The 20,072-nt window shown below is 65.3% G+C and carries 17 protein-coding genes; 9 read left to right on the top strand and 8 right to left on the bottom strand.

What is annotated here, in order from left to right:
• Positions 1-32 precede the first annotated feature (32 nt).
• A complete protein-coding gene (locus CA2_RS16035; RefSeq protein ID WP_052369981.1) occupies positions 33-1,229 on the bottom strand; it encodes an EAL domain-containing response regulator in 1,197 nt (398 codons plus the stop codon).
• A gap of 179 nt (positions 1,230-1,408) precedes the next feature.
• Between CA2_RS16035 and gloA the strand changes: the two genes are divergently transcribed.
• Together gloA and CA2_RS16045 are read left to right on the top strand one after the other, a co-directional pair.
• The gene (gloA, locus tag CA2_RS16040) at positions 1,409-1,861 is read left to right on the top strand and encodes a lactoylglutathione lyase (RefSeq protein ID WP_042419728.1); all 453 of its coding nucleotides are present in this window, start codon (positions 1,409-1,411) and stop codon (positions 1,859-1,861) included.
• Positions 1,862-2,375: 514 nt separating this feature from the next.
• Entirely contained in the window at positions 2,376-4,994 is a 2,619-nt protein-coding gene (locus CA2_RS16045; RefSeq protein WP_245620984.1) for an HD domain-containing phosphohydrolase, read from the top strand.
• Between the two features lie 306 nt (positions 4,995-5,300).
• Here the strand turns inward: CA2_RS16045 and CA2_RS16050 are convergent, their stop codons facing one another.
• Positions 5,301-5,852, bottom strand: coding sequence for an OmpA family protein (locus CA2_RS16050; protein ID WP_052369982.1), 552 nt, complete (start codon positions 5,850-5,852; stop codon positions 5,301-5,303).
• A gap of 116 nt (positions 5,853-5,968) precedes the next feature.
• Between CA2_RS16050 and pdxH the strand changes: the two genes are divergently transcribed.
• Entirely contained in the window at positions 5,969-6,616 is a 648-nt protein-coding gene (gene pdxH / locus CA2_RS16055) for a pyridoxamine 5'-phosphate oxidase (RefSeq protein WP_042419734.1), read from the top strand.
• Between the two features lie 216 nt (positions 6,617-6,832).
• Here pdxH and CA2_RS16060 read toward each other — a convergent pair whose 3' ends face one another.
• The 6 genes from CA2_RS16060 to msrA all read right to left on the bottom strand — a co-directional run bounded on the left by CA2_RS16060 (position 6,833) and on the right by msrA (position 12,138).
• Positions 6,833-7,777: an AEC family transporter gene (locus tag CA2_RS16060; protein WP_042419765.1), complete on the bottom strand. Its 945-nt coding sequence runs from the start codon at positions 7,775-7,777 to the stop codon at positions 6,833-6,835.
• Between the two features lie 161 nt (positions 7,778-7,938).
• Positions 7,939-10,017, bottom strand: coding sequence for a TonB-dependent receptor (locus CA2_RS16065; protein ID WP_081889049.1), 2,079 nt, complete (start codon positions 10,015-10,017; stop codon positions 7,939-7,941).
• Between the two features lie 308 nt (positions 10,018-10,325).
• A complete protein-coding gene (locus CA2_RS16070; RefSeq protein WP_051519272.1) occupies positions 10,326-10,691 on the bottom strand; it encodes a hypothetical protein in 366 nt (121 codons plus the stop codon).
• Positions 10,692-10,727: 36 nt separating this feature from the next.
• The gene (locus tag CA2_RS16075) at positions 10,728-11,033 is read right to left on the bottom strand and encodes a hypothetical protein (protein WP_042419737.1); all 306 of its coding nucleotides are present in this window, start codon (positions 11,031-11,033) and stop codon (positions 10,728-10,730) included.
• A complete protein-coding gene (locus CA2_RS16080) occupies positions 11,030-11,530 on the bottom strand; it encodes a transcriptional repressor (RefSeq protein ID WP_245620985.1) in 501 nt (166 codons plus the stop codon). Before CA2_RS16080 ends, CA2_RS16075 begins: the two co-directional genes overlap by 4 nt.
• Before the next feature lie 74 nt (positions 11,531-11,604).
• A complete protein-coding gene (gene msrA / locus CA2_RS16085) occupies positions 11,605-12,138 on the bottom strand; it encodes a peptide-methionine (S)-S-oxide reductase MsrA (protein ID WP_042419740.1) in 534 nt (177 codons plus the stop codon).
• A 154-nt stretch (positions 12,139-12,292) separates the two neighbouring features.
• Between msrA and CA2_RS16090 the strand changes: the two genes are divergently transcribed.
• The 6 genes from CA2_RS16090 (at position 12,293) to CA2_RS16115 (ending at position 20,001) form a co-directional block, all read left to right on the top strand.
• A complete protein-coding gene (locus CA2_RS16090) occupies positions 12,293-12,958 on the top strand; it encodes a TetR/AcrR family transcriptional regulator (protein ID WP_042419742.1) in 666 nt (221 codons plus the stop codon).
• On the top strand, positions 12,951-14,165 hold the full coding sequence (locus CA2_RS16095; RefSeq protein WP_042419745.1) for an efflux RND transporter periplasmic adaptor subunit: 1,215 nt from the start codon (positions 12,951-12,953) through the stop codon (positions 14,163-14,165). The genes CA2_RS16090 and CA2_RS16095 overlap by 8 nt, the downstream gene beginning before the upstream one ends.
• Before the next feature lie 24 nt (positions 14,166-14,189).
• A complete protein-coding gene (locus CA2_RS16100; protein WP_042419748.1) occupies positions 14,190-17,390 on the top strand; it encodes an efflux RND transporter permease subunit in 3,201 nt (1,066 codons plus the stop codon).
• 48 nt (positions 17,391-17,438) lie between these two features.
• Complete coding sequence (locus CA2_RS16105; RefSeq protein ID WP_042419752.1) at positions 17,439-18,146, top strand: protein-L-isoaspartate O-methyltransferase family protein; 708 nt, start codon at positions 17,439-17,441, stop codon at positions 18,144-18,146.
• A 34-nt stretch (positions 18,147-18,180) separates the two neighbouring features.
• A complete protein-coding gene (locus CA2_RS16110; protein WP_042419755.1) occupies positions 18,181-18,528 on the top strand; it encodes a rhodanese-like domain-containing protein in 348 nt (115 codons plus the stop codon).
• Between the two features lie 69 nt (positions 18,529-18,597).
• Positions 18,598-20,001, top strand: a complete 1,404-nt coding sequence (locus CA2_RS16115) for a TolC family outer membrane protein (RefSeq protein WP_052369983.1) — start codon at positions 18,598-18,600, stop codon at positions 19,999-20,001.
• Positions 20,002-20,072 lie beyond the last annotated feature (71 nt).

Below are 20,072 nucleotides of genomic sequence, written 5' to 3' on the forward strand. Positions count from 1 at the left end.
AATCGATGCACCAAAATTTTCAAATGTTTTTATCATGATTCAGCATTTATTTTGAATGCCGCACGATAATCTTTCAGCCAAATATCAAATTGAGCAGCTGGCAGTGGACGCGAAATAAAATAGCCTTGCGCCAACGAGCAGCCCAGCGACTTCAAGGTATTCAGCACTTCTGCATTTTCAACGCCCTCTGCAACGCTGGTCAGACCCATGTCTTTGGCCATGCGGATAGTGGCATCGACAATCTTCAATGCATCCGCAGATGATTGCAGTTTCATGACAAAAGACTTGTCAATCTTGATTTCAGAAAGTGGCATACGCGCCAGCTGTGCCAAAGAAGAGTAGCCAGTTCCAAAATCATCCACACTGAGCCTGAAGCCTTTCAAGCGCAGTCTTGTCAGCGTGTCAAAACAATCGGCCGTACGATCCATGGCGGTGGATTCTGTGACTTCCAATATCAGTTTTTGTGGCGCCACACCGAGGTTCAGACAGGACGCCTCGATGCGGTCGGCCAAGTGGACATCCACCAGACAGCTGGTCGACAGGTTGATGGCAAAACTGCCATATGCAAAAAGCGGGCTGCCCACGAACCACTGCAGGGCTTGATCCAGTACGCAGGCGGTCAATGCCTGCATCAGACCATGTGACTCGGCCAGCGGGATAAATGTATCCGGGGGGATAATGCCCAACTCAGGATCATTCCAGCGCGACAACACTTCGGCGCAGACGATCCGCTGGCTGTGGATGTCCATTTTCGGTTGCAGCACGATCGATAGCTTCTTCTGTTCTATCGCAGTGGCCAGCAAGGCAACGGTTGGAGCTGTGGCGAAAGGAACGGCGGAACGTTGCCTGGTTTGGTGCTGTGTGAGCAATTCGCGCAGCGCCTGGGGCCTGAACGGTTTGGGCAGGACACCCACAATATTCAGTCCACGCTCAAACGCGGTAGCTTGGGCGGACTCCAGCACCTTCTGCCCCATGCCGCTGGTAAGAATCAAGCTGGCATTGCAGCCTGTCTGCGCCAATCGCCTCAGCACCTCAATCCCATCCATGCGGGGCATGATGAGATCCAGAGCAACGTGCGAAGGTTGCAGCATCAACAAAGCCTCGAAAAAAGGCTCTGGATCTTCAAAATGATGTACCGAAAAATCAAGACCTTTGGCAATGAAGCCAATCGTCTGAGCAACAGCCGCATCATCATCTAGGATTAATAGAGTGTTTTCAGCTTGGCTCATGGGGTGCACCAGTCTAGGCGCAAGTCAACTAGGGTGACACGGATGTACATAGTTTAAAAAGCTGCAGCCTACCGCAGGCGGTACCGCAGCCTATTGCTTACCCTTAGACAGACACGGCCCTTTGGTGTTTTCTAAGGCATGCGCCGGATCGCTAAGGTGCTTTATGCACAATAGGCAGCATGAGAATCCTTCACACCATGCTGCGCGTTGGCAACCTCCAGCGCTCGATCGACTTCTACACCAAGGTGCTGGGCATGCAATTGCTGCGCACGTCCGAGAACCCGGAGTACAAATACTCGCTGGCCTTCCTGGGCTACGAAGGCGGCAACCCGGGCCAGGCCGAGATCGAACTGACCTACAACTGGGGCACGGACAGCTACGACATGGGCACGGCCTATGGACATATTGCGCTCGGGGTGGCCGATGCCTACGCGGCCTGCGACAAGATCCGCGCTGCGGGCGGCAACATCACGCGCGAAGCCGGTCCCGTCAAAGGTGGCTCGACCGTGATTGCCTTCGTGACCGATCCAGACGGCTACAAGATCGAATTGATTCAAATGAACTCCAGGGCCCACGCGAACATACAGGCACAAGACCCCAGCGCGGCCTTCGATCCATTGCGTAACGCTTGAACGCTCGCCTCTGAGCGTTTTGTAAACGCCGCTGATACCTAGCCCCCTCCGGCCCACGCTGGAGGGGGCTATTTGCTTTTGGTGAAGGCTTTGCACGGCCCGAATTGCCTCCGCCATCGACATCCGCGACGGCCGTGCACGCGGTTTTGCCCACAGACGATGTGCTTTGCCAACGCTCCGCTGCGGGGGGGCTGCATCTAAAAGTAACTGTCCCACTAAACTGTAAGGCAAGTACAGGTGCCTCTACCTGCTGAAAGCCTGCCCGATGAACCACCCCCTACGCGTCCCCCGGCATTTCCGCATTCGCGTGCACATCGCAGTCTTGACCATGGCCTGCATGGGCTTGGTGGCCCTCTTACTGATTGGCCTCGGGTGGGTCGCCACAACCCAGCGATTGGTGCAGGACACGGGGCAGCGTGCCGCACGCGACACCGTGGTGTTAAGTCAACAGATTCGCTTGCAGTTGACACCGGCACAAGGGGCATTGCGCCATATCGGTGCAGGGCGACTGCCCTTGGCGACGGATGAATCCAGCCGTTTGCATGCGCTGGATGCCTTGTTGGGCGAATTGCGTGCCAACCCGCTGGAAGCCGCCGTGTATGTCGCCTACCCGAATGGTGATTTCGTCCTGGTACGCCCGTTGCGGCTGGACGCTGTGCGGCAAAGCGTGGCAGCGCCCGAGGGGGCCGAGTTTTTGGTCCAGACGGTCACACAACAGCCGGATGGCCGACGCCTTGGTCGTTACCGCTTTCTCGACCAAGCCGGCAATCTGCAAGAAGTTCATGACAGAGCAGATTACCAGTATGACCCGCGCACGCGGCCTTGGTACGCAGTCGCACGGCAACAGCCTGGTGTCGTGCAGCTGACGCAGCCCTACCGGTTTGCCACCACCCAGAGGCTGGGCGTGACGCTGAGCAAGCAGTCTGCAACCGCCGATGCGGTGGTCGGCATCGACGTGGCTTTCGATGATCTGGAGCAGTTGCTCTTGTCGCTGCGAGCCACCCCAGGCACCCGCCTCGCCTTGCTGCACGGCAGCGGCCAGGTGATGGCGGCAACCGTGGACTTGCACAATGTCGGTGGCGATGCGCAGCCCATGCTCGATGCCATCCACGAACCCCAGTTGCTCCAACTGCTCAAGGCCCCGAAGGCGCTTGGCACACCCCAGGTGATGGAGATCGAGGGACAGCGCTGGGTGGGTCTGCACACCCAAATTGATATCGGTCTGGGCACCACGCTGGACCTGCTGCAAATGTTGCCGTTTGACGAACTGGCCGCAGAGGCACGGCAACGCGCGCTGTACTTCATCGGCATGGCCGTGGCCTTGGCACTGCTGCTGCTGCCCCTCGGCTGGGCTGCCGGCAAGGCCATCGGGCGCAGCATCAATCTGCTGCGCGAGCGCAGCCTGCGGATTGCACGCTTCGACTTTACGGGGGCGCCACTTCCCCCCAGCCGCGTCAGCGAGGTGGGCGAACTGTCCAAGGCTGTGCAACACATGGGGGGCACGATCGAAGCCTTCCTCAGCTTGACGGAAAGCCTGGCCACGGAGCCGGAGGTGGAGCGCATGCTGCAGCTGGTGCTGGAACACCTGACGCAGGCCACGCAGTCCGAGGCCGCAGCCGTCTATCTGTGGGATGCCCCATCAGCGTGCATGCAACACGCAGCCCAGGCGGGCAGCGTGGCTTCCTCCTTGCCCGAGCGCCTCACCTACCCGCCGCTGCCTGATGCCGGAGCCGGGGCCACGGCATCAGGCAGCATTCAGAGGCTCGACTTCGAGCTACGGGGGCGCCAAGGCGGCCTGCAAGGGCTTTTGGTGCTTGAGTTCAAGGCCGACGTGGCGCACGAAGATGCTGCATTCCACCGGTTTGCCCGTCGTCTCTCGGGGATGTTGGCCGTGGCCATCGAGACACGCCAGCTTCTGGAGTCGCAGCGGCGCCTGTTCGATGCCATCATCCAGCTGATGGCCGATGCCATCGACGCGAAAAGCCCCTACACCGGCGGCCATTGCGAACGGGTGCCGCAGATGGCCATCGAATTCGCGGATCGCTTGCATGCTGCGTCTGACGGGCCGTATGCGAACTTCCGCATGAACGAGAACGAGCGCTACGCGTTCCACTTAGGCGCATGGCTGCACGACTGTGGCAAGGTGACCAGCCCAGAGCACATCGTCGACAAAGCCACCAAGCTTGAGGTCATCCGCAACCGCATCCATGAAGTGCGGCTGCGCTTTGAAATCTTGTGGCGGGATGCTGAGCTGGCCGCCGCGCGTGGTGCATTGAGCGCCGAGCAGTTGCGCGCCCGCCAGCTGCAACTGCACGACGATTTCGCGTTTGTCGCCAACTGCAATCTGGGGGGCGAGTTTCTGTCCGATGAATCCATCGCCAAGTTGCAAAGCATCGGTGCGCAAGGCTGGCAACGCCATTTCGATGATCGGCTGGGCTTGTCGGCCACGGAGCTGCGCCAACTGGATGCATTGCGGCCCGAGGCGCCTGCGCTGCCAGCGATGGAGGCCTTGCTGGCGGACCTGCCGGAGCACCGAATTCCCTGGGGCGATGACCGTCCCGCCGTGGAAGCGGGAGACCCACGCAACAAGTACGGCTTTGATATGAAGCTGCCGCCGTATCAGCAAAACCTGGGCGAACTCCACAACCTCCGTATCCGCCGCGGCACCCTCACCGACGAGGATCGTTTCAAGATCAACGACCACATGGTGCAAACCTACATCATGCTCAAAGGACTGCCCTGGCCGGCAGGCTTGGAGCAGGTGCCCGAGTTGGCCGCGACGCACCATGAACGCTTGGATGGCAAGGGTTATCCACGGCGCATCCCCGGCGAACGGCTGGGGGTGTTGGACCGCGTCATGGCTATCTGCGATGTCTTTGAGGCTTTGACGGCAGCCGACCGGCCTTACAAACCCCCCAAGACTTTGAGTGAGACCTTGCGGATCATGGCCTTCATGTGCAAAGAGCAGCACCTGGACGCCGAGTTGTTCCGCTACTTTCTGCGCGCACGCCTCTGGGAAAATTTTGCGACACGCTTCATGAAGCCGGCGCAGCAAGATGCCGTTGACATTGAAGCGCTGGAGGCACTGCTGCCAACGCCGGCCAATCCCGCCAGTTGCACGGCCGTGGCGTAATAAGCGCCGGCAGCGCAAGGCCCTCAACAGCGCCAAGCCTGTGGACTGCTTCGCTTTGCCAGTGCACCGTGTCATCGGCCAGCGCATGGTGATCCACGGGCGAATGCAGGCACCGCAGTCCACCGTTGCCGCTGTACGCCGCACCATTTGCATGGTTCCGTGCTGCGCGGGCGCACAGGCGGCCCATCGTTGAAACGCCCTCGCTCGCAAAAGGGCACCAGGGCTGCTTCACGGAAGATGGAGGGCCGGTGCCGTCCGGCACAGGCCACCCCTCAAACAATCCCCAGCGACAGCTGCGGGACCGCCTCACTGCACCAAGGTCACTTCCACCCGGCGTGCCTCGGCATAGCTGCCGAGGATGACGGTGACAGCAGGCTTTTGCAGCAGGATGCTGGCGGCGGGCACACCCAGTTCGAGCAGCTTCTTTTGCACCGCCAGGGCGCGCTGCTTGGCCAGCTCCGCATTCGAGGGCGCATCCCCCGTGGCATCGTGAAAACCTGAAATCTGCACGCGCCGGCCGGTCTGCACTGCGGCCACGATGTCTTGCAGGGCCTGGTCGGCCCCTTGCACCAGCTGGGACTTGCCAGATGCGAAGAAGAACTTCACCACGCCCTGGTCCACCCGGTAGGCCGCCACCTTGTTGAGTACCACCGCCGAAGCGGCCAGCGTGGGGGGCTCGTACGGCGCCTTGCCCGCTCCCTGTTCCACGCTGGCGGCGTCGGAAGAGCTGGCTTCGACGGCGTAAGACACGGTCAACGCCATCACGGCCGCCGAGAACACCAGGGTCAGCAGGGGGGGGATGGGTGTGCGGCACGGGCGGCATGGAGGCTCCTCAACGGTGTTGTTCTCAGCGGTCAAGCGGCTGTTTTTAACATTTTCTAACGTTGGCAGCATCTATTTACGCTGCGCGAAATCAAAAAAACGGGCATCGCACAGCATCGGCAGTGACAAACGGTGGGTGCACAATCGGGCCCATGAGCCAAATTTCCGCCCACATTGCCGATCTGCGCAAAAGTTACGAGCGCGCCGAACTCAACGAGGACGCGTCGCACGCGGCCCCGTTGCAGCAGTTTGACCAATGGCTGCAAGAAGCCGTGAATGCCCAGGTGAACGAGCCCAACGCCATGACCGTGGCCACGGTGGGCAGCGACCTGCGCCCCAGCACGCGCGTGGTGCTGATCAAGGGGTATGACGAGCGCGGCATCGTCTGGTACACCAACTACGGCAGCCGCAAGGGCCAGGAGTTGGGGGGCAACCCGTTTGCGGCGCTGCAGTTCCACTGGGTGGAGCTGGAGCGCGTGGTGCGCATCGAGGGCCGTGTCGAACGCGTCAGCGCCGAGGAAAGCGATGCCTACTTCCACAGCCGCCCACTCGACTCGCGCATCGGCGCCTGGGCCAGCCCGCAAAGCCAGGTCATCAGCGGCCGCAGCGTGCTGGTGGCGAACGCCGCCAAATACGGCGCGCAATTCCTGCTGAACCCGCCCCGCCCGCCGCACTGGGGCGGCTTCCGCCTGGTGCCTGACCGCTGGGAATTCTGGCAGGGCCGCAAGAGCCGCCTGCACGATCGCCTGCGCTATGAACTGCACGACGGCCAGTGGCTGCGCGAGCGGCTGGCGCCCTGAGCGCGCGGCCGCTTCATCCCAAACAAGAGCGGCTTGCGCAGGCGAATATTGACGTTGAAGGATAAAACCTTCCAATAGTCAATGCTGGCGCGCGCCATCAGCTCACTTTTGATACAGACACTGCCCTATCGACACGGGGTCGCAAGCCCTGCAATGCGGGAGCCTGTGTGCGCTCGCCACGCCCGCCGCCTGGCCGCGCGGCGGCCGGCCAGGCCTTCAGCGCAGCCGCTCCAGCACCAGCAGCACCACGGGCAAAGTGAAGAGCGACAACCCGGTCGACAGCGCGATGCAGGCCGTCACCTCTTCCTGGGCCACGCCATAGCGCTGGCTGAAGATGTAGACATTGGCGCCCACCGGCAGGCCGGCCGCCAGGGCCATGGCGGCCATGGGGATGCCGCGCAGGCCCAGCAACCACGCCACGCCCAGGAACAGGATGGGGTGGACCACGGTCTTGACCACGGCAATGCGCATCGCCGGGCGGATCATGCTGCCCAGCTTGCTGTAGGCCAGGGTGATGCCCACCAGCAGCAAGGCCATCGGCCCCAGGGCACTGCCCAGCAGCTGCAGCGGTTTGTCGACCACGCCGGGAATGCCCCAGTCGGTCTGCGCGTACAGCAGGCCGGCAATGATGGGCAGGGGAATCGGGTGGATCACGCTGTTCTTGATTGCCTGTCCCAGGGTGCGGGCCAGGCCCTGGGGCCGGCCTTCGCTGCTGAACTGCCGGGCCTGGGCCAGCTCGAACACCACGGTGCCGCTGCCCAGCAGCACCAGGGCGTGCACGGAGATCAGCGTCAGCAGCGTGACCAGGCCTTCCTGGCCGTAGACCAGACCGACCAGCGGGATGCCGATCATCACGTTGTTGCTGAAGGTGTGCGCCAGGGCGCGCGCGGCGGCCAGGGTGTTGAAGCCGAAGACCAGCATGGTGCCGACAAACACCAGGCCGACCGCCAGGAAGTAGACCAGGATGGGGCTGAAATCCAGCTCGCCCAGCTTCACGCTCGCCATGGTGCGAAACAGCAGCGCGGGCGTGAGGATGTAGAACACCAGGTTCGTCAGGTCCTTGACCGCGGCGGGCCGCACCCAGTCCAGCTTGGCGGTGATGAACCCCAGAACAATCAACAAGACCACCGGCAGCAAGGCCGTCAACGCAGGCGTATCCACAATCAATACCAATCTCGAGAAAGCGGCAGCCCGACCACGGCCCCCTGCCCGTCGCGGCTTGCAGGCACGGCGCACCCAGCTTGTAGCCGGTGCGCCGTGCGGTGCCAGGGATCATATGCGCTGCCACGGGGCTGGCAGCGCACACCGGGGACGCCTGCGCGTCAGAACGCCATGCGCAGTCCCACGCTCAGGTTGCGCCCCTTGAGCGGCGCTGCCTGCTTGATGGCCGAGGTGTGGGCGTAGCCCAGGCGGTCGGTCAGGTTCTCGGCCTTCAGCGTCAGCTCCAGCGGGCTGCCGCTGAAGCGGTAGCTGGCCATCAGGTTCAGCATGCCGTAGCCGCCAGTGGCCGTTTCATAGGCCGTGGTGCGGTCCTGGCGGGCCACCTGCACCCACTCGGCCAGACCTTCCCAGCCGCGCCAGCTGGCGTCCACGCGCACGCCCAGGCGGGCAGCCGGGATGCGCGGCAGGTGGCCGCCTTCGGCCAGGCGCGCACGCACCAGGTCGCCGAACACGCCCACGCCGACAAAGCGGTTGATGCGCTGGCGCACCTGGCCTTCCACGCCGGTGAAGCGGGCGTCGGCCTGGGTGTAGTGCTGCAGCTGGAAGCCGTCGTGCGCATCCACGGTGCGGCCATAGATGTAGCCCTGCACCCGGTGGTGGAAGGCGTTCGCACTCCACGTGGTGTCCCCACGGGTTTTACGCAGGCCAAAATCCCAGGCTTGGCTGGTTTCGCGGCCCAGCTGGGCGTTGCCGACTTCCCAGCTGTTGGTGGCCAGGTGCGGGCCGTTGGCAAACAGCTCTTCGGCCGTGGGCATGCGCTGCGCACGGCTGAACGAGGCGCTGGCCTGCCAGCCCGTGGCAAAGCGCCAGACCGTGCCCAGCGAGGCCGACAGGCCCTGGTGCGAGCGTTCCACCGCATCGTCCTGGGCCCGCACCGTCTGGCGGTCGTGGCGCAGCGCGGCCTGCCAGCTCCAGGCGCCGATCTGGTATTCCTCCAGCAGGAACAGCCCCAGCTTGTGCGTGCGCGTGGGCTGCACATAGGTCTCTTCGCCGTCGGCGCTGAAGCTGCGCTGGCCGTTGCTCAGCCCCACCACGCCGCGCCAGCCGGCAATCGGCGCGTGCTGCACCTCCAGCCGCAGGTCGTGGGCGCGGTTGCGGAACTGGGTGGCGGCCACGCCGTCTTCCAGCTCGTCGTGGGCATAGCGCGTGTGGCTGCCCTTGAGGCGCACGGCCTCCACCCCCGGCGCCAGGTTGCGCCATTCGCCACGCAGATCCCAGCGGTAGCTGTGCAGGTCGACCACCGGCACCTCCTCGTGCTCATCGTGGGCATGACCGTGTCCATGGCCGCCGCAGTGCAGGTGGTCGCCGTGCGGGTGGCAATCGCTGTGCACATGGCCCGGCAGGCCGTACTGCGCCGCCTGCTTGGTGTAGGCCGCGCCCAGGTAGGCATCGGTGCCCACCCAGGACAGGCCGACGGTGCCGGTGCTGCTCTGGCTGTCGCTGCCGGTCACGCGGCGCCCGCCCTCCTCATTGCGCCAGCCGCGGCCAGCGCGGTAGTCACCGGCGTCGCGGGTGGCGGCCTCCACGCGCAGCACCAGGGGGCCGGTGCCGGCACTCAGGCCCACGGCGCCACTTTTTTCGCGCGCACTGCTGCCCCACTGCACTTCGGCGCGGCCTTCCAGGCCGTTGGCCGGCAAGGCGGTGGGCACCTTGCTGTCCACCACGTTGACCACCCCGCCCACGGCCCCGCCGTGCACCAGGGCGGCCGGGCCGCGCAGGATTTCCACGCGCTCGGCCAGCAGGGTTTCCGTGACCACGGCGTGGTCCGGGCTGATGGTGGAGGCATCGTGCAGCTCCATGCCATTGGCCAGCACCCCCACGCGCGGGCCATCCATGCCGCGGATGATGGGGCGGCTGGCCCCGGCGCCAAAGTGCGTGGCGTGGATGCCGGGCTCCCCCGTCAGGCTGTCGCCCAGCGTGGCGGCACGGCGCAATTGCCAGGCCTGGCCTTCCAGCACGCTGATGGGCGCGGCCATGTCCTGAGCGCTCAGGCCCAGGCCGGTGGCGGTCACGGTGATACCAGGCAGTTGCGCCTCGGGCGCGTCGGTGGTCTGGGCCTGGGCCAACGACAGCGGGCCGGCGGACAGGGTGATGGCCAGGGCCACCGGGTGGTGGCGCAGGAACTGGCGGGGGGCACGCAGCGCCGAGCGGGCGGCGGGCAAAGGATTCAGAGGTTTCATGGTCGGTCACAGGCACAGACGCAGGCAGGCGCTGCCGCCCGGTCCCTCATCGGCCACCCGGCAGCACGCAGCACGCAGCACCCGGCCCACGGACAAGCCGCAGCTGTGCTTTTAAATAAATGGGAGTCAAATCAGCTGTCTACGCAGATGCAATCAGCGCTGGCAGCTCTGTTTTTTGAATCAACTGACGCCATCGGGCGCGCCAAGCCTGCGCGATGGGCAGGCGCCAAGCAGCGCGCATGCGCAGCGTCGAGCACACCGGCGGTGGTCCAGGCGATTCGGTCGAAACGAAGAGAGCGGTGGCCGTATCAGGCCAGGGGGCCGGCCGGCGGAGCGCGGGCCAGGAAGACGGTGCGCGGCGCGGGCAGCAGATGGGCCGTGCTGGTCCAGGCCGGAGGGTGGGCGGGCAGGCTTTGGCTGGCCAGCACCAGGGGCGCAGGACTGGCGGCGCCATGTCCCAGTTGGTCCAGCACCAGACATTGCGCCTGGGTGTGTTCCCCAAACCAGGCTGCCACCCCGTGGGCGTGCTGGTGGGCGTGCGGGACAGCCTGCGGCGCGTGGCGCTCAGGCAGAAGCGGTGCGTGCAGCACCTCGTGCATGCGTCCCAGGGCCGGTGCCAGCACCACGGCCAGGGCCAGCCACCACGCCATCCAGGGCGCGAGCAGGCGTTGCATGCGAAATTTCACCAACATTCGTGCGGTCGTTCAGGCTTAGTGGGCGTGGCGCATGCCGCAGTTCTTGCCCAGGGCCAGGCCCTTGCAGGCGGTCTGCAGCTGCTTTTGGCAGTCGTCGTACTTGCTGCCGCTGGCCAGGCACTGGGCAGCCTGCTCGTGCGCACGGGCCATGCCGCGGTGGCGTTCGATGTCCTCCTGGGTGTGGGCGTCCAGCTGGGGGGCTGGCGCCGCATGGCTGTGGGCCGGCGCAGGCTGGGCCTTGCCCGCAGGCGCGTGTTCGTGCGCCCAGACGGGGCTGGCCAGCAGGCAGGCTGCGGCCACGGTGGCAATCAAAGTTTTCATGGAGAGTTCCCTGAGGGTGGTGAAGAAACCGGGGGGCTGGTCTCGGCGGCGCACTGGGCGCATTCGCCCTGCACGGCCACATCCAGCGTGGGGTTGCGCACGCCGCTGTGCGCCAGGGCCTGGCGCAGCGCCTGCAGCGCGGCCTGGACGGCGGCATTGCCCTCGCCCAGCTGGAACGGCTGGTGGCAGCCACTGCATTCCATGTGCGGGGCGGCCTGGTCGTGCGCCGCAGGGGCCGCCAGCCAGTAGCGCGTGACACGCTGTCCATCGACGCTGCGCTGCAGCAAACCCGCCGCGCAAAAACGGTCCAGCGCGCGATAGACCGTCACGCGGTTCACGGCCACGCCCTGCTGGTGCAGGGCGGCCTCCACCGCCCCTTCCGTCCAGCCCTGTGCCGGCTGGTCAGGCAGCAGCGACAGCAAAGCCTGCACGGCGCGCGTGGCGCGCAGGCCGGCCGGCAGGGTCAAGGGTGCAAGAGCGGGGTGGGAAGTGGGCATGCCAGACAGTTAACGCAACTCGGTTGCATTATGCCTGCGATCCACCTCTTCAAAAGCAATAGCTGGCAGCGTAATCAGCGCTTGGCGTACTGGGCAAAAGTCTGCAGAAATTTCTGCACCTTGGGGCCGACCACATAGGCGCAATAGCCCTGGTGCGGGTTGCGCGCAAAGTAATCCTGGTGGTAGGCCTCGGCCGGCCAGTAGTTGTCCAGCGGCTGCACCTCGGTGACCACGGGCACGCCGAACAGCAGGCGCTGGTTCAGCATGTCCACAAAATCGCGCGCCACCTGCAGCTGGGCCTCACTGGTGGTGTAGATGGCGCTGCGGTACTGCGTGCCCACATCGTTGCCCTGGCGATTGGGCGTGGTCGGGTCGTGCGTGCCGAAGAAAATCTCCAGCAGCAGGTCCAGCCCGATCTGGGCGGGGTCAAACACCAGCTTCAGCACTTCGGCATGGCCCGTCGTGCCTTCGCACACCTGTTCGTAGCTAGGATGGGGCACATGGCCGTTGGCGTAGCCGCTTTCAACGTCCAGCACGCCGTGAACACGGTCGAACACCGCCTCCGTGCACCAGAAGCACCCGCCGCCGAAATAAATGGTTTCTTGCATGCTGCATTTTTACACCCAGTGGCCGGTCGCAGAAAACCCGGGGCCCGGTGCAGGCCTGTAGGACAGTGCAGGTCTTCACCGGGCTTGACGCTGGTGGCACGGCTTTCTATAGTCTGCTACTGACCCATGGGTCATTGACCACGAAAGTCCAACCGTGACCGACCACCCCTCCTCCAGCGCCCATTCCGCGCGCGGCCGCAGCCGCCGCAAGGAGGCCCGCCCGGCCGAGCTGCTGGAGGCCGCCACGCGCCTGTTTGTCGAGAAAGGCTATGCCGCCACCAAGGTGGAGGAAGTCGCCGCGCTGGCCAAGGTGTCCAAGGGCACCCTCTTTCTTTACTACCCCAGCAAGCAGGCCCTGCTCAAGGCCGTGGTGCGCGAGAACATCGCCGGGCGCTTTGCCGAATGGCAGGCCGAGCTAGAAGCCTTTGCCGGCACCACCCCCGAGCTGGTGCGCTACGCCTTCCAGGTCTGGCAGGAGCGCATCGGCGACACCTATGCTGGGGGCATCTGCAAGCTGATGGCCAGCGAGTGCTGCAATTTCCCGGAACTGGCCAGTTTCTACCTCGAGGAGGTGGTGGAACCCGGCAACGCCCTGGTGCGCCGCATCCTGGAGCGCGGCGTGGCGCGCGGCGAGCTGCGCCCCCTCGACCTGGACGCCGCCATCCACCTGATCACCACCCCCATGTTCGCCTACATCCACTGGCGCCATTCGATCGGCATGCTCTACCCGCAGTCCCTGGGCGTGAGTGCCCCGCTGTATTTCCAGACGCATGTCGACAACCTGCTGCGTGGCCTGTCCGCCACGGCGCCCGATGTCTGAGCCGCACACCACCACCGCAGCCTTCACGCGCCGCGCCCGGTGGTGGTGGCTGCTGGCCCTGTGCGCGGTGCTGGCCACCGTCTGGGGCATGTGGCGCGCCCTGGAACAACGCCAGGCGCGGCAGGCCGCCTTGCAGGCCAGCACCCAGCAAGCGCCGGCCATCCTGGCCATCCCGGCCCAGGAATGGCTGCAGGTCCAGACCCGCACGCTGACCGTGGGGGTGCCCATCACCGGCAGCCTGGCCGCTGTGGACCGCGCCGTGGTCAAGGCGCGTGTGCCGGGGGAGTTGCGCGAATTGCACGTGCGCGAGGGTGATGCGGTCGTGCAAGGCCAGGTCATCGCCCGCGTGGACGCGACCGAGTCGGAGGCCCGCTTTCGCCAGGCCAAACTGCAGGCCGACGCCGCCCAGGCCCAGGTGGCGATTGCACAGCGCCAGTACGACAACAACCGCGCCCTGGTCGCGCGCGGTTTCATCTCCGATACGGCGCTGACCACCTCCCTGGCCAACCTGCAGGCCGCACAGGCCAGCCATGCGGCTGCGGGCGCCGCCCAGGACGGCGCCCGCAAGAACCTGGACGACACCGTGCTGCGCAGCCCGATCGCCGGTCAAATCGCACAGCGCATGGTGCAAAACGGCGAGCGCGTGAATGTCGAGGCCGCCGTGGTCGAGGTGGTCAACCTGGCGGCGCTGGAGTTGCAGGCCCAGGTGGCCGCGAACGACACGGCCCAGGTGCAGGTCGGCCAGACAGCCCTGCTGCAGCTGAGTGGCCATTCGGCGGCCATGCCCCAGCCACTGCAGGCCCAGGTGGTGCGCATCAACCCCAGTGCCGCGGCCGGCAGCCGCACGGTGCCGGTGTACCTGCGCTTGCAGCCGCGCAGCGACCTGAACCTGCGGCCCGGCATGTATGTGGAAGGTTTCATCCAGACTGGCCAGCACCAGGCCCTGGCCGTGCCCCTGGACGCCGTCCGCACCGACCAGCCCCTGCCCTATGTGCACTCCGTGGCCCAGGGCCAGGTGCAGCACACGCCCGTCGTCCTGGGCGTGCAGAGCGTGGACAGCGCCCGACCCTGGGTGGCCGTGGAAGGCTTGCCCGAGGGCACCATCGTGCTCGGCGGACGTGTGGGCGGTATCCCTGCAGGAACATCGGTGCAGCTGGAGGCCCAGCATCCCTCCACTGCCGCGGCCGCGGCCGCCGCCGCGCACTGACCAACCCCAGGAAGATCCCGCCCCATGTGGTTCACCAAGGTCAGTCTGCGCAACCCTGTCATGGCCACCATGGTCATGATGGCGTTCGTGGTGCTGGGGCTGTTTTCCTACCAGCGCTTGGCCATCGACCAGTTCCCGAATGTCGATTTCCCGGTGGTGGTGGTGTCCGTGGCCTACCCCGGCGCCTCGCCCGAGGTGGTCGAGAGCGAAGTCACCAAGCCACTGGAAGAAGCCATCAATTCGATCGCCGGCATCAATGCCCTGACCTCGCGCAGCTACGAGGGCAAAGCGCTGATCATCATCGAGTTCCAGCTGCACATCGATGGCCGCAAGGCCGCCGACGACGTGCGCGAGAAGGTGGCCACCGTGCGCCCGCTGCTGCGCGACGAGGTCGAAGAACCCTGGGTGCTGCGCTTTGACCCGGCCAATGCCCCCATCTGGTCCGTCGCGGTGCTGCCGCGCCCGGCCGACGGCGCCCAGCCCCTGTCGCCCATCCAACTGACCACCTGGGCTGACCAGGTGCTGAAAAAGCGCCTGGAAAACGTGCGCGGCGTGGGCGCGGTGAACCTGGTGGGCGGCACCCCGCGCGAAATCAACATCTACCTGGATCCTGCGGCCCTGCAGGCCTACGGCATCAGCCCGGCCCAGGTGGTGCAGGCGGTGCGCAGCGAAAACCAGGACCTGCCGGTGGGCAGCATCCGTTCGCTGCAGCAGGAACGGGTGGTACAGATCCAGGCCCGCATTGCGCGCCCCGCACAATTTGCCGACATCGTCGTGGCACAGCGCGCCGGCGCGCCCGTGCGCCTGGGCCAGCTGGCGCGCATCCAGGACGGCGCCCCCGAAGTGGAGAACCTGGCCCTGTACAACGGACAGCGCACGCTGCTGCTGTCCGTGCAGAAAGCCCAGGACGAAAACACGATCGACGTGGTCCGCGGGCTGAACCAGGCCATCCAGAGCCTCGGGGCCGAGCTGCCCACCGGCATTGCCCTGGAGCCGATTGCCGATGCCGCCCGCCCGATCCAGGTGGCCGTGGACAACGTGCGTCAGACCCTGGTCGAGGGTGCCGTGCTGACCGTGCTGATCGTCTTTCTGTTCCTGAACTCCTGGCGCTCCACCATCATCACCGGCCTGACGCTGCCGATTGCGCTGATCGGCACCTTCTGGTTCATGTACATGTTCGGCTTCTCGATCAACATGGTGACCTTGATGGCGCTGTCCCTGTGCGTGGGGCTGCTGATCGACGATGCCATCGTGGTGCGCGAGAACATCGTGCGCCATGTGCAGATGGGCAAGCGTCCGTACGACGCAGCCATGGACGGCACGCAGGAAATCGGCCTGGCGGTGCTGGCCACCACCTTGTCCATCGTCGCGGTGTTCCTGCCCATCGGCTTCATGGGCGGCATCATCGGCAAGTTCTTCCACGAATTCGGCATCACCATCGTGGCGGCGGTGCTGATTTCCATGTTCGTCAGCTTCACGCTGGACCCCATGCTCTCCAGCGTGTGGCACGACCCCAGCATCCATGCCCCTGGGCAACCCGTCAGCACCCGACGCTCCCTCTACGATCGCACGCTGGGGCGGGTCACCCAGGCCTTCGACCACGCCAGCGCCGACATCTCGGCCCTGTACCAGCGTCTGCTGGGCTGGGCCCTGCTGCACAAGCTGGCCACCGTGCTGACCGCCGTGGGCATCTTTGTGGCCAGCGTGCTGATGCTGCCGCTGCTGGGCTCCGAATTTGTGCCCAGCGCCGACTTTTCTGAGACCCAGGTCAAGTTCAAGACCCCGCAGGGCTCGTCCATCGAAACCACGGAAGCCAAGGCCCGGCAGGTCGAAGCCCTGCTGCGCGCCATGCCCGAGGTGGACTACACCCTGACCACCATCAACACCGGCAATGCCGAAGGCAAGCATTCCGCCAGCATCTTCGTGCGCCTGGTGGACCGCAAGCACCGCACGCGCAGCCTGGAAGAGATGTCGCTGGTGCTGCGCAACGCCCTGCGCAGCGTGCCGGGCATCACCGTCACCCACGTGGGGCTGCTGGAGCCGGTCGGCGGGCAAAAACAGATCGAGTTTTCCATCATGGGCCCGGATCTGGGAGAGCTGGGCCGCCTGAACCAGCAGCTGCAGGCCCAGCTGCTGCGCATTCCGGGGCTGGTGGACCTGGACACCAGCCTGCAGGCCCCCAAGCCCGTGGTCAATGTGGAGGTGCGCCGCGACGCGGCGGCCGACCTGGGCCTGTCCGTGGCCAGTGTGGCCAACAGCCTGCGCACCCTGGTGGCCGGCGACAAGGTGGGCAACTGGCGGGCCAGCGATGACCAGACCTATGACGTCAAGGTGCGCCTGGCCCCGGAGGCCCGCACCCAGCCGGCCGACCTGCTGCACCTGCCGTTCAGCGTGACGGGACCGGACGGCAACCCTCGCGTGGTCCAGCTCAACCAGGTGGCCCAGGTGGTGGAAGCGCACAGTCCCAGCCAGATCAACCGCCGGGCCCTGACGCGCGAGGTCCAGTTCACGGCCAATGTGGCGCTGCGCTCGGTGGGGGAGGTCTCGGCAGACATCACCCGGGTGCTGCAACAGATGCAGCTGCCGCCTGGCTACCGCTGGGAGTTTGGCGGCTCCACCAAGAACATGAATGAATCGTTCGCCTATGCCGTCTCGGCCCTGGCCCTGGCCATCATCTTCATCTACATGATCCTGGCCAGCCAGTTCAAGAGCTTCATCCAGCCGCTGGCACTGATGACCGCGCTGCCCCTGACCCTGATCGGCGTGGTGCTGGCGCTCATGATGTTCAACTCCGCCATCAGCATGTTCTCCATCATCGGCATCGTGATGCTGATGGGCCTGGTCACGAAGAACGCCATCTTGCTGGTGGACTTTGCCATCCGCGCCCAGGGCGAACACACGGACGAACACGGTCAACTGCACCCCGGCCTGCCGCGCGAACAGGCCCTGCTGATGGCGGCCAAGGTGCGCCTGCGCCCCATCCTGATGACCACACTGGCGATGGTGTTTGGCATGGTGCCGCTGGCCTTTGCCGTCACCGAAGGATCGGAGCAGCGCGCCCCCATGGGCCAAGCCGTGATTGGCGGCGTCATCACCTCCTCCCTGCTGACGCTGGTGGTGGTGCCGGTCGTGTATTGCTATCTGGATGATTTTCAGCAATGGCTGCGCAAGCTTTGGAAGGGGCGTGAGCCCGATCACGCTGCCAAAGCATCCCCACCCTCGTAGAATCGTGAGTTTGTTTCAGACAAGCCATCCCCAGCGGAGGAGACCACAATGAATTTGCCCCTGAACAGCCTGCTAGATCGCAACGACGCCACCGAAAACGCCCGTTACAACATGGTGCAGCAACAAGTGCGCCCCTGGAATGTGAGCGGCGAGCGCCTGCTGGAAGCGCTCTACACCGTGCGCCGTGAAGACTTCACGCCCCCCGCACACTACGGCCTGGCCTTTATGGACGTGGAAGTGCCCCTGACCGACGATGCCGATGCCATCGCCCAGGGCCTGTGCATGTTCCAGCCCCGCGTGGAAGCGCGCATGATCAACGACCTGGACATCCAGCCCCATGAGCGCGTGCTGGAAATCGGCACCGGTTCGGGCTACAGCGCGGCCTTGCTGTCGCGCCTGGCCCAGGACGTGCTGACCCTGGAAATCCACCCCGAGCTGGCGGAAATGGCCCGCGAAAACCTGACCGACGCTGGCTGCACCAACGTCAGCGTGCGCGTGGCCGACGGCTCCAAGGACACCCTGCCCGAAGGTCCGTTCGATGTGATCTTGCTCAGCGGCTCGGTCGAGGTCCTGCCCGCCAACCTGCTGCCCCACCTCAAGGACGGCGGCCGCCTGGGCGCCATCGTCGGCACCCAGCCCGTGATGCAATTCACCGTGGTGACCAAGCAGGGCAGCCAGACCATGACGAAGTCGCCCTGGGACATCGTGGCACCGCGCCTGCAAGGTTTTGCCACCGCCCCCCGCTTCTCGTTCTAAGCCGCATCGCGCGAGCACCGCCGGAGACTGCTGCATGTTTTACCAAGTGCGCCCCGCCCTGCTGGATGCATGGCTGGGCCAATTCAACGGCGATGCCGCCAAGCCCGTGGTCTTGGATGTGCGTGAAAAGTGGGAATGCCAGGTGGCCAGCGTGGCCCCCAGCGACCAGTTCGAGCTGCTGTGCATCCCCATGGGCGAAATCACATCACGCCTGAACGAGCTGGACCCGGACCGCCCCATCGCCTGCCTGTGCCACCACGGCGCACGCAGCATGAGCGTGGCGGCCTATCTGGCCCGCGAAGGCTTTGAATCGGTGGCCAACATCACCGGCGGCATTGCCGCCTGGGCGGTGGAACGCGACCCCAGCGTGCCTCAGTACTGAGGCGCCATCCAGCGATTGGTGCATGGCCGGCATTTCTGCGTTGCCGGTGCGGTCTTGAAAAGGGTATCCATGGTGTCTTCCTCCGGGCTGTCTGTCGTCTCCTTTCGCCCTGCCCTGCGCTGCGTGGCCGCAGCCGTTCTGGCCAGTGGATGGCTGTCACTGGCCCAGGCCCAAAGCCTGGTGCAGCTGACCGAACAGGCACAGACCTATGACGCGGCCTGGCAAAGCGCCCGCGCTCAGCTCGACGCTACCATCAGCAAGGGCGCGCAGGCCAAGGCCGGCCTGCTGCCCCGTATTGGCATCCAGGCCGGCAGCCAGTACAGCGAAACCCGGGTGCGCAGCGACTTCCCCGCCGCAAGCCTGGATGCCCGCCAGGACTCGGCCAGCCTGCAGGCGCAACAACCGCTGTACAACCCGGCCAACTTGGTCACGTACCGCCAGGGCCAACGCAGTGTCGACCTGGCGTATGCCCAGGTCGATGCCGCGGCCCAGAACCTGCTGGTGCGGGCCGCCCAGGCCTATTTTCAGGTGTTGACCGCGCAGGACACTTTGCAGTTGGTGCAGGCCCAGAAGCGGGCCGTGTCCGAGCAGTTGGCCTTTGCCCAGCGCAATTTCGAAATCGGCACGGCCACGGTGACCGATTCCCGCGAAGCCCAGGCCCGCTTCGATCTGGTCCGTGCCCAGGAAATCGCCGCCGACAACCAACTGCGCGTCAACCAGGCGGCCCTCGAGCAATTGGTCGGCGTCGCGGACGCCAGCCCCTGGCCCTTGGCACAGCCCGTGCGCCTGCCCACCCTGGTGCCGGCCGATCTGGCCAGTTGGCTGGCACTGGCGGCCGACCACAGCCCCCTGGTGCGCCAGGCGCAGATCGCGCTGGACGTGGCTCAGCTGGAAACCGACAAAGCCCAGGCCGGTCACAAACCCACGGTGGACTTGCAGGCCAGCTATGGCACACAACGCAACCCCGACGGCACCGCGGCCATGCCTTACCGCAACAACGCCACCGTCGGGACGGTGGGGGTGGTGATGAACATCCCCCTGTTCGCCGGGTTTGCGGTGCAGAACCGGGTTAAGGAAACCCTGTCACTGGAAGAGAAAGCACGTGCCGACCTGGAAGAAGCCCGCCGCCAGGTGGCCCAGGCCGTGCGCACCGCCTACTTTGGCGTGCAATCGGCCACCGGCCAGCTCCAGGCCCTGGAGGCGGCCGTAGCCTCCAGCCAGAGCGCCCTGGAAGCCAATATGCTGGGCTACGAGGTGGGGGTGCGCATCAACATCGACGTGTTGAATGCGCAAAGCCAGCTGTACCAATCCCAAAAAGATCTGGCGCAGGCACGCTACAACTTGCTGCTGGGACACCTGCAGCTGCGCCAGGCCGCCGGCAACTTGGACATGCAGGACGTGCACGCCATCAACCAGCTGTTGAGCCCTCCCCTGCAGACGGCCGATGCAACGGCAACTTCGCCCGCCCGCTGAGCATTCAGTGCATCTTGTGGGCTGTGGCTGTTGCGACTGCCGAGGCATCTGCGGATCATGGCCACGCACCA

Source organism: Comamonas aquatica NBRC 14918 (assembly GCF_000739875.1).
GTDB classification, from domain to species: domain Bacteria; phylum Pseudomonadota; class Gammaproteobacteria; order Burkholderiales; family Burkholderiaceae_C; genus Comamonas; species Comamonas aquatica.

Coding starts and splice junctions, on each gene's coding strand:
- CA2_RS16115 (WP_052369983.1), top strand. CDS start 18,598: ATGGTGTCTTCCTCCGGGCTGTCTGTCGTCTCCTTTCGCCCTGCCCTG.
- pdxH (WP_042419734.1), top strand. CDS start 5,969: ATGAGCCAAATTTCCGCCCACATTGCCGATCTGCGCAAAAGTTACGAG.
- CA2_RS16035 (WP_052369981.1), bottom strand. CDS start 1,229: ATGAGCCAAGCTGAAAACACTCTATTAATCCTAGATGATGATGCGGCT.
- CA2_RS16080 (WP_245620985.1), bottom strand. CDS start 11,530: ATGCCCACTTCCCACCCCGCTCTTGCACCCTTGACCCTGCCGGCCGGC.
- CA2_RS16095 (WP_042419745.1), top strand. CDS start 12,951: ATGTCTGAGCCGCACACCACCACCGCAGCCTTCACGCGCCGCGCCCGG.
- msrA (WP_042419740.1), bottom strand. CDS start 12,138: ATGCAAGAAACCATTTATTTCGGCGGCGGGTGCTTCTGGTGCACGGAG.
- CA2_RS16105 (WP_042419752.1), top strand. CDS start 17,439: ATGAATTTGCCCCTGAACAGCCTGCTAGATCGCAACGACGCCACCGAA.
- CA2_RS16075 (WP_042419737.1), bottom strand. CDS start 11,033: ATGAAAACTTTGATTGCCACCGTGGCCGCAGCCTGCCTGCTGGCCAGC.
- CA2_RS16065 (WP_081889049.1), bottom strand. CDS start 10,017: ATGAAACCTCTGAATCCTTTGCCCGCCGCCCGCTCGGCGCTGCGTGCC.
- CA2_RS16100 (WP_042419748.1), top strand. CDS start 14,190: ATGTGGTTCACCAAGGTCAGTCTGCGCAACCCTGTCATGGCCACCATG.
- CA2_RS16110 (WP_042419755.1), top strand. CDS start 18,181: ATGTTTTACCAAGTGCGCCCCGCCCTGCTGGATGCATGGCTGGGCCAA.
- CA2_RS16070 (WP_051519272.1), bottom strand. CDS start 10,691: ATGCAACGCCTGCTCGCGCCCTGGATGGCGTGGTGGCTGGCCCTGGCC.
- gloA (WP_042419728.1), top strand. CDS start 1,409: ATGAGAATCCTTCACACCATGCTGCGCGTTGGCAACCTCCAGCGCTCG.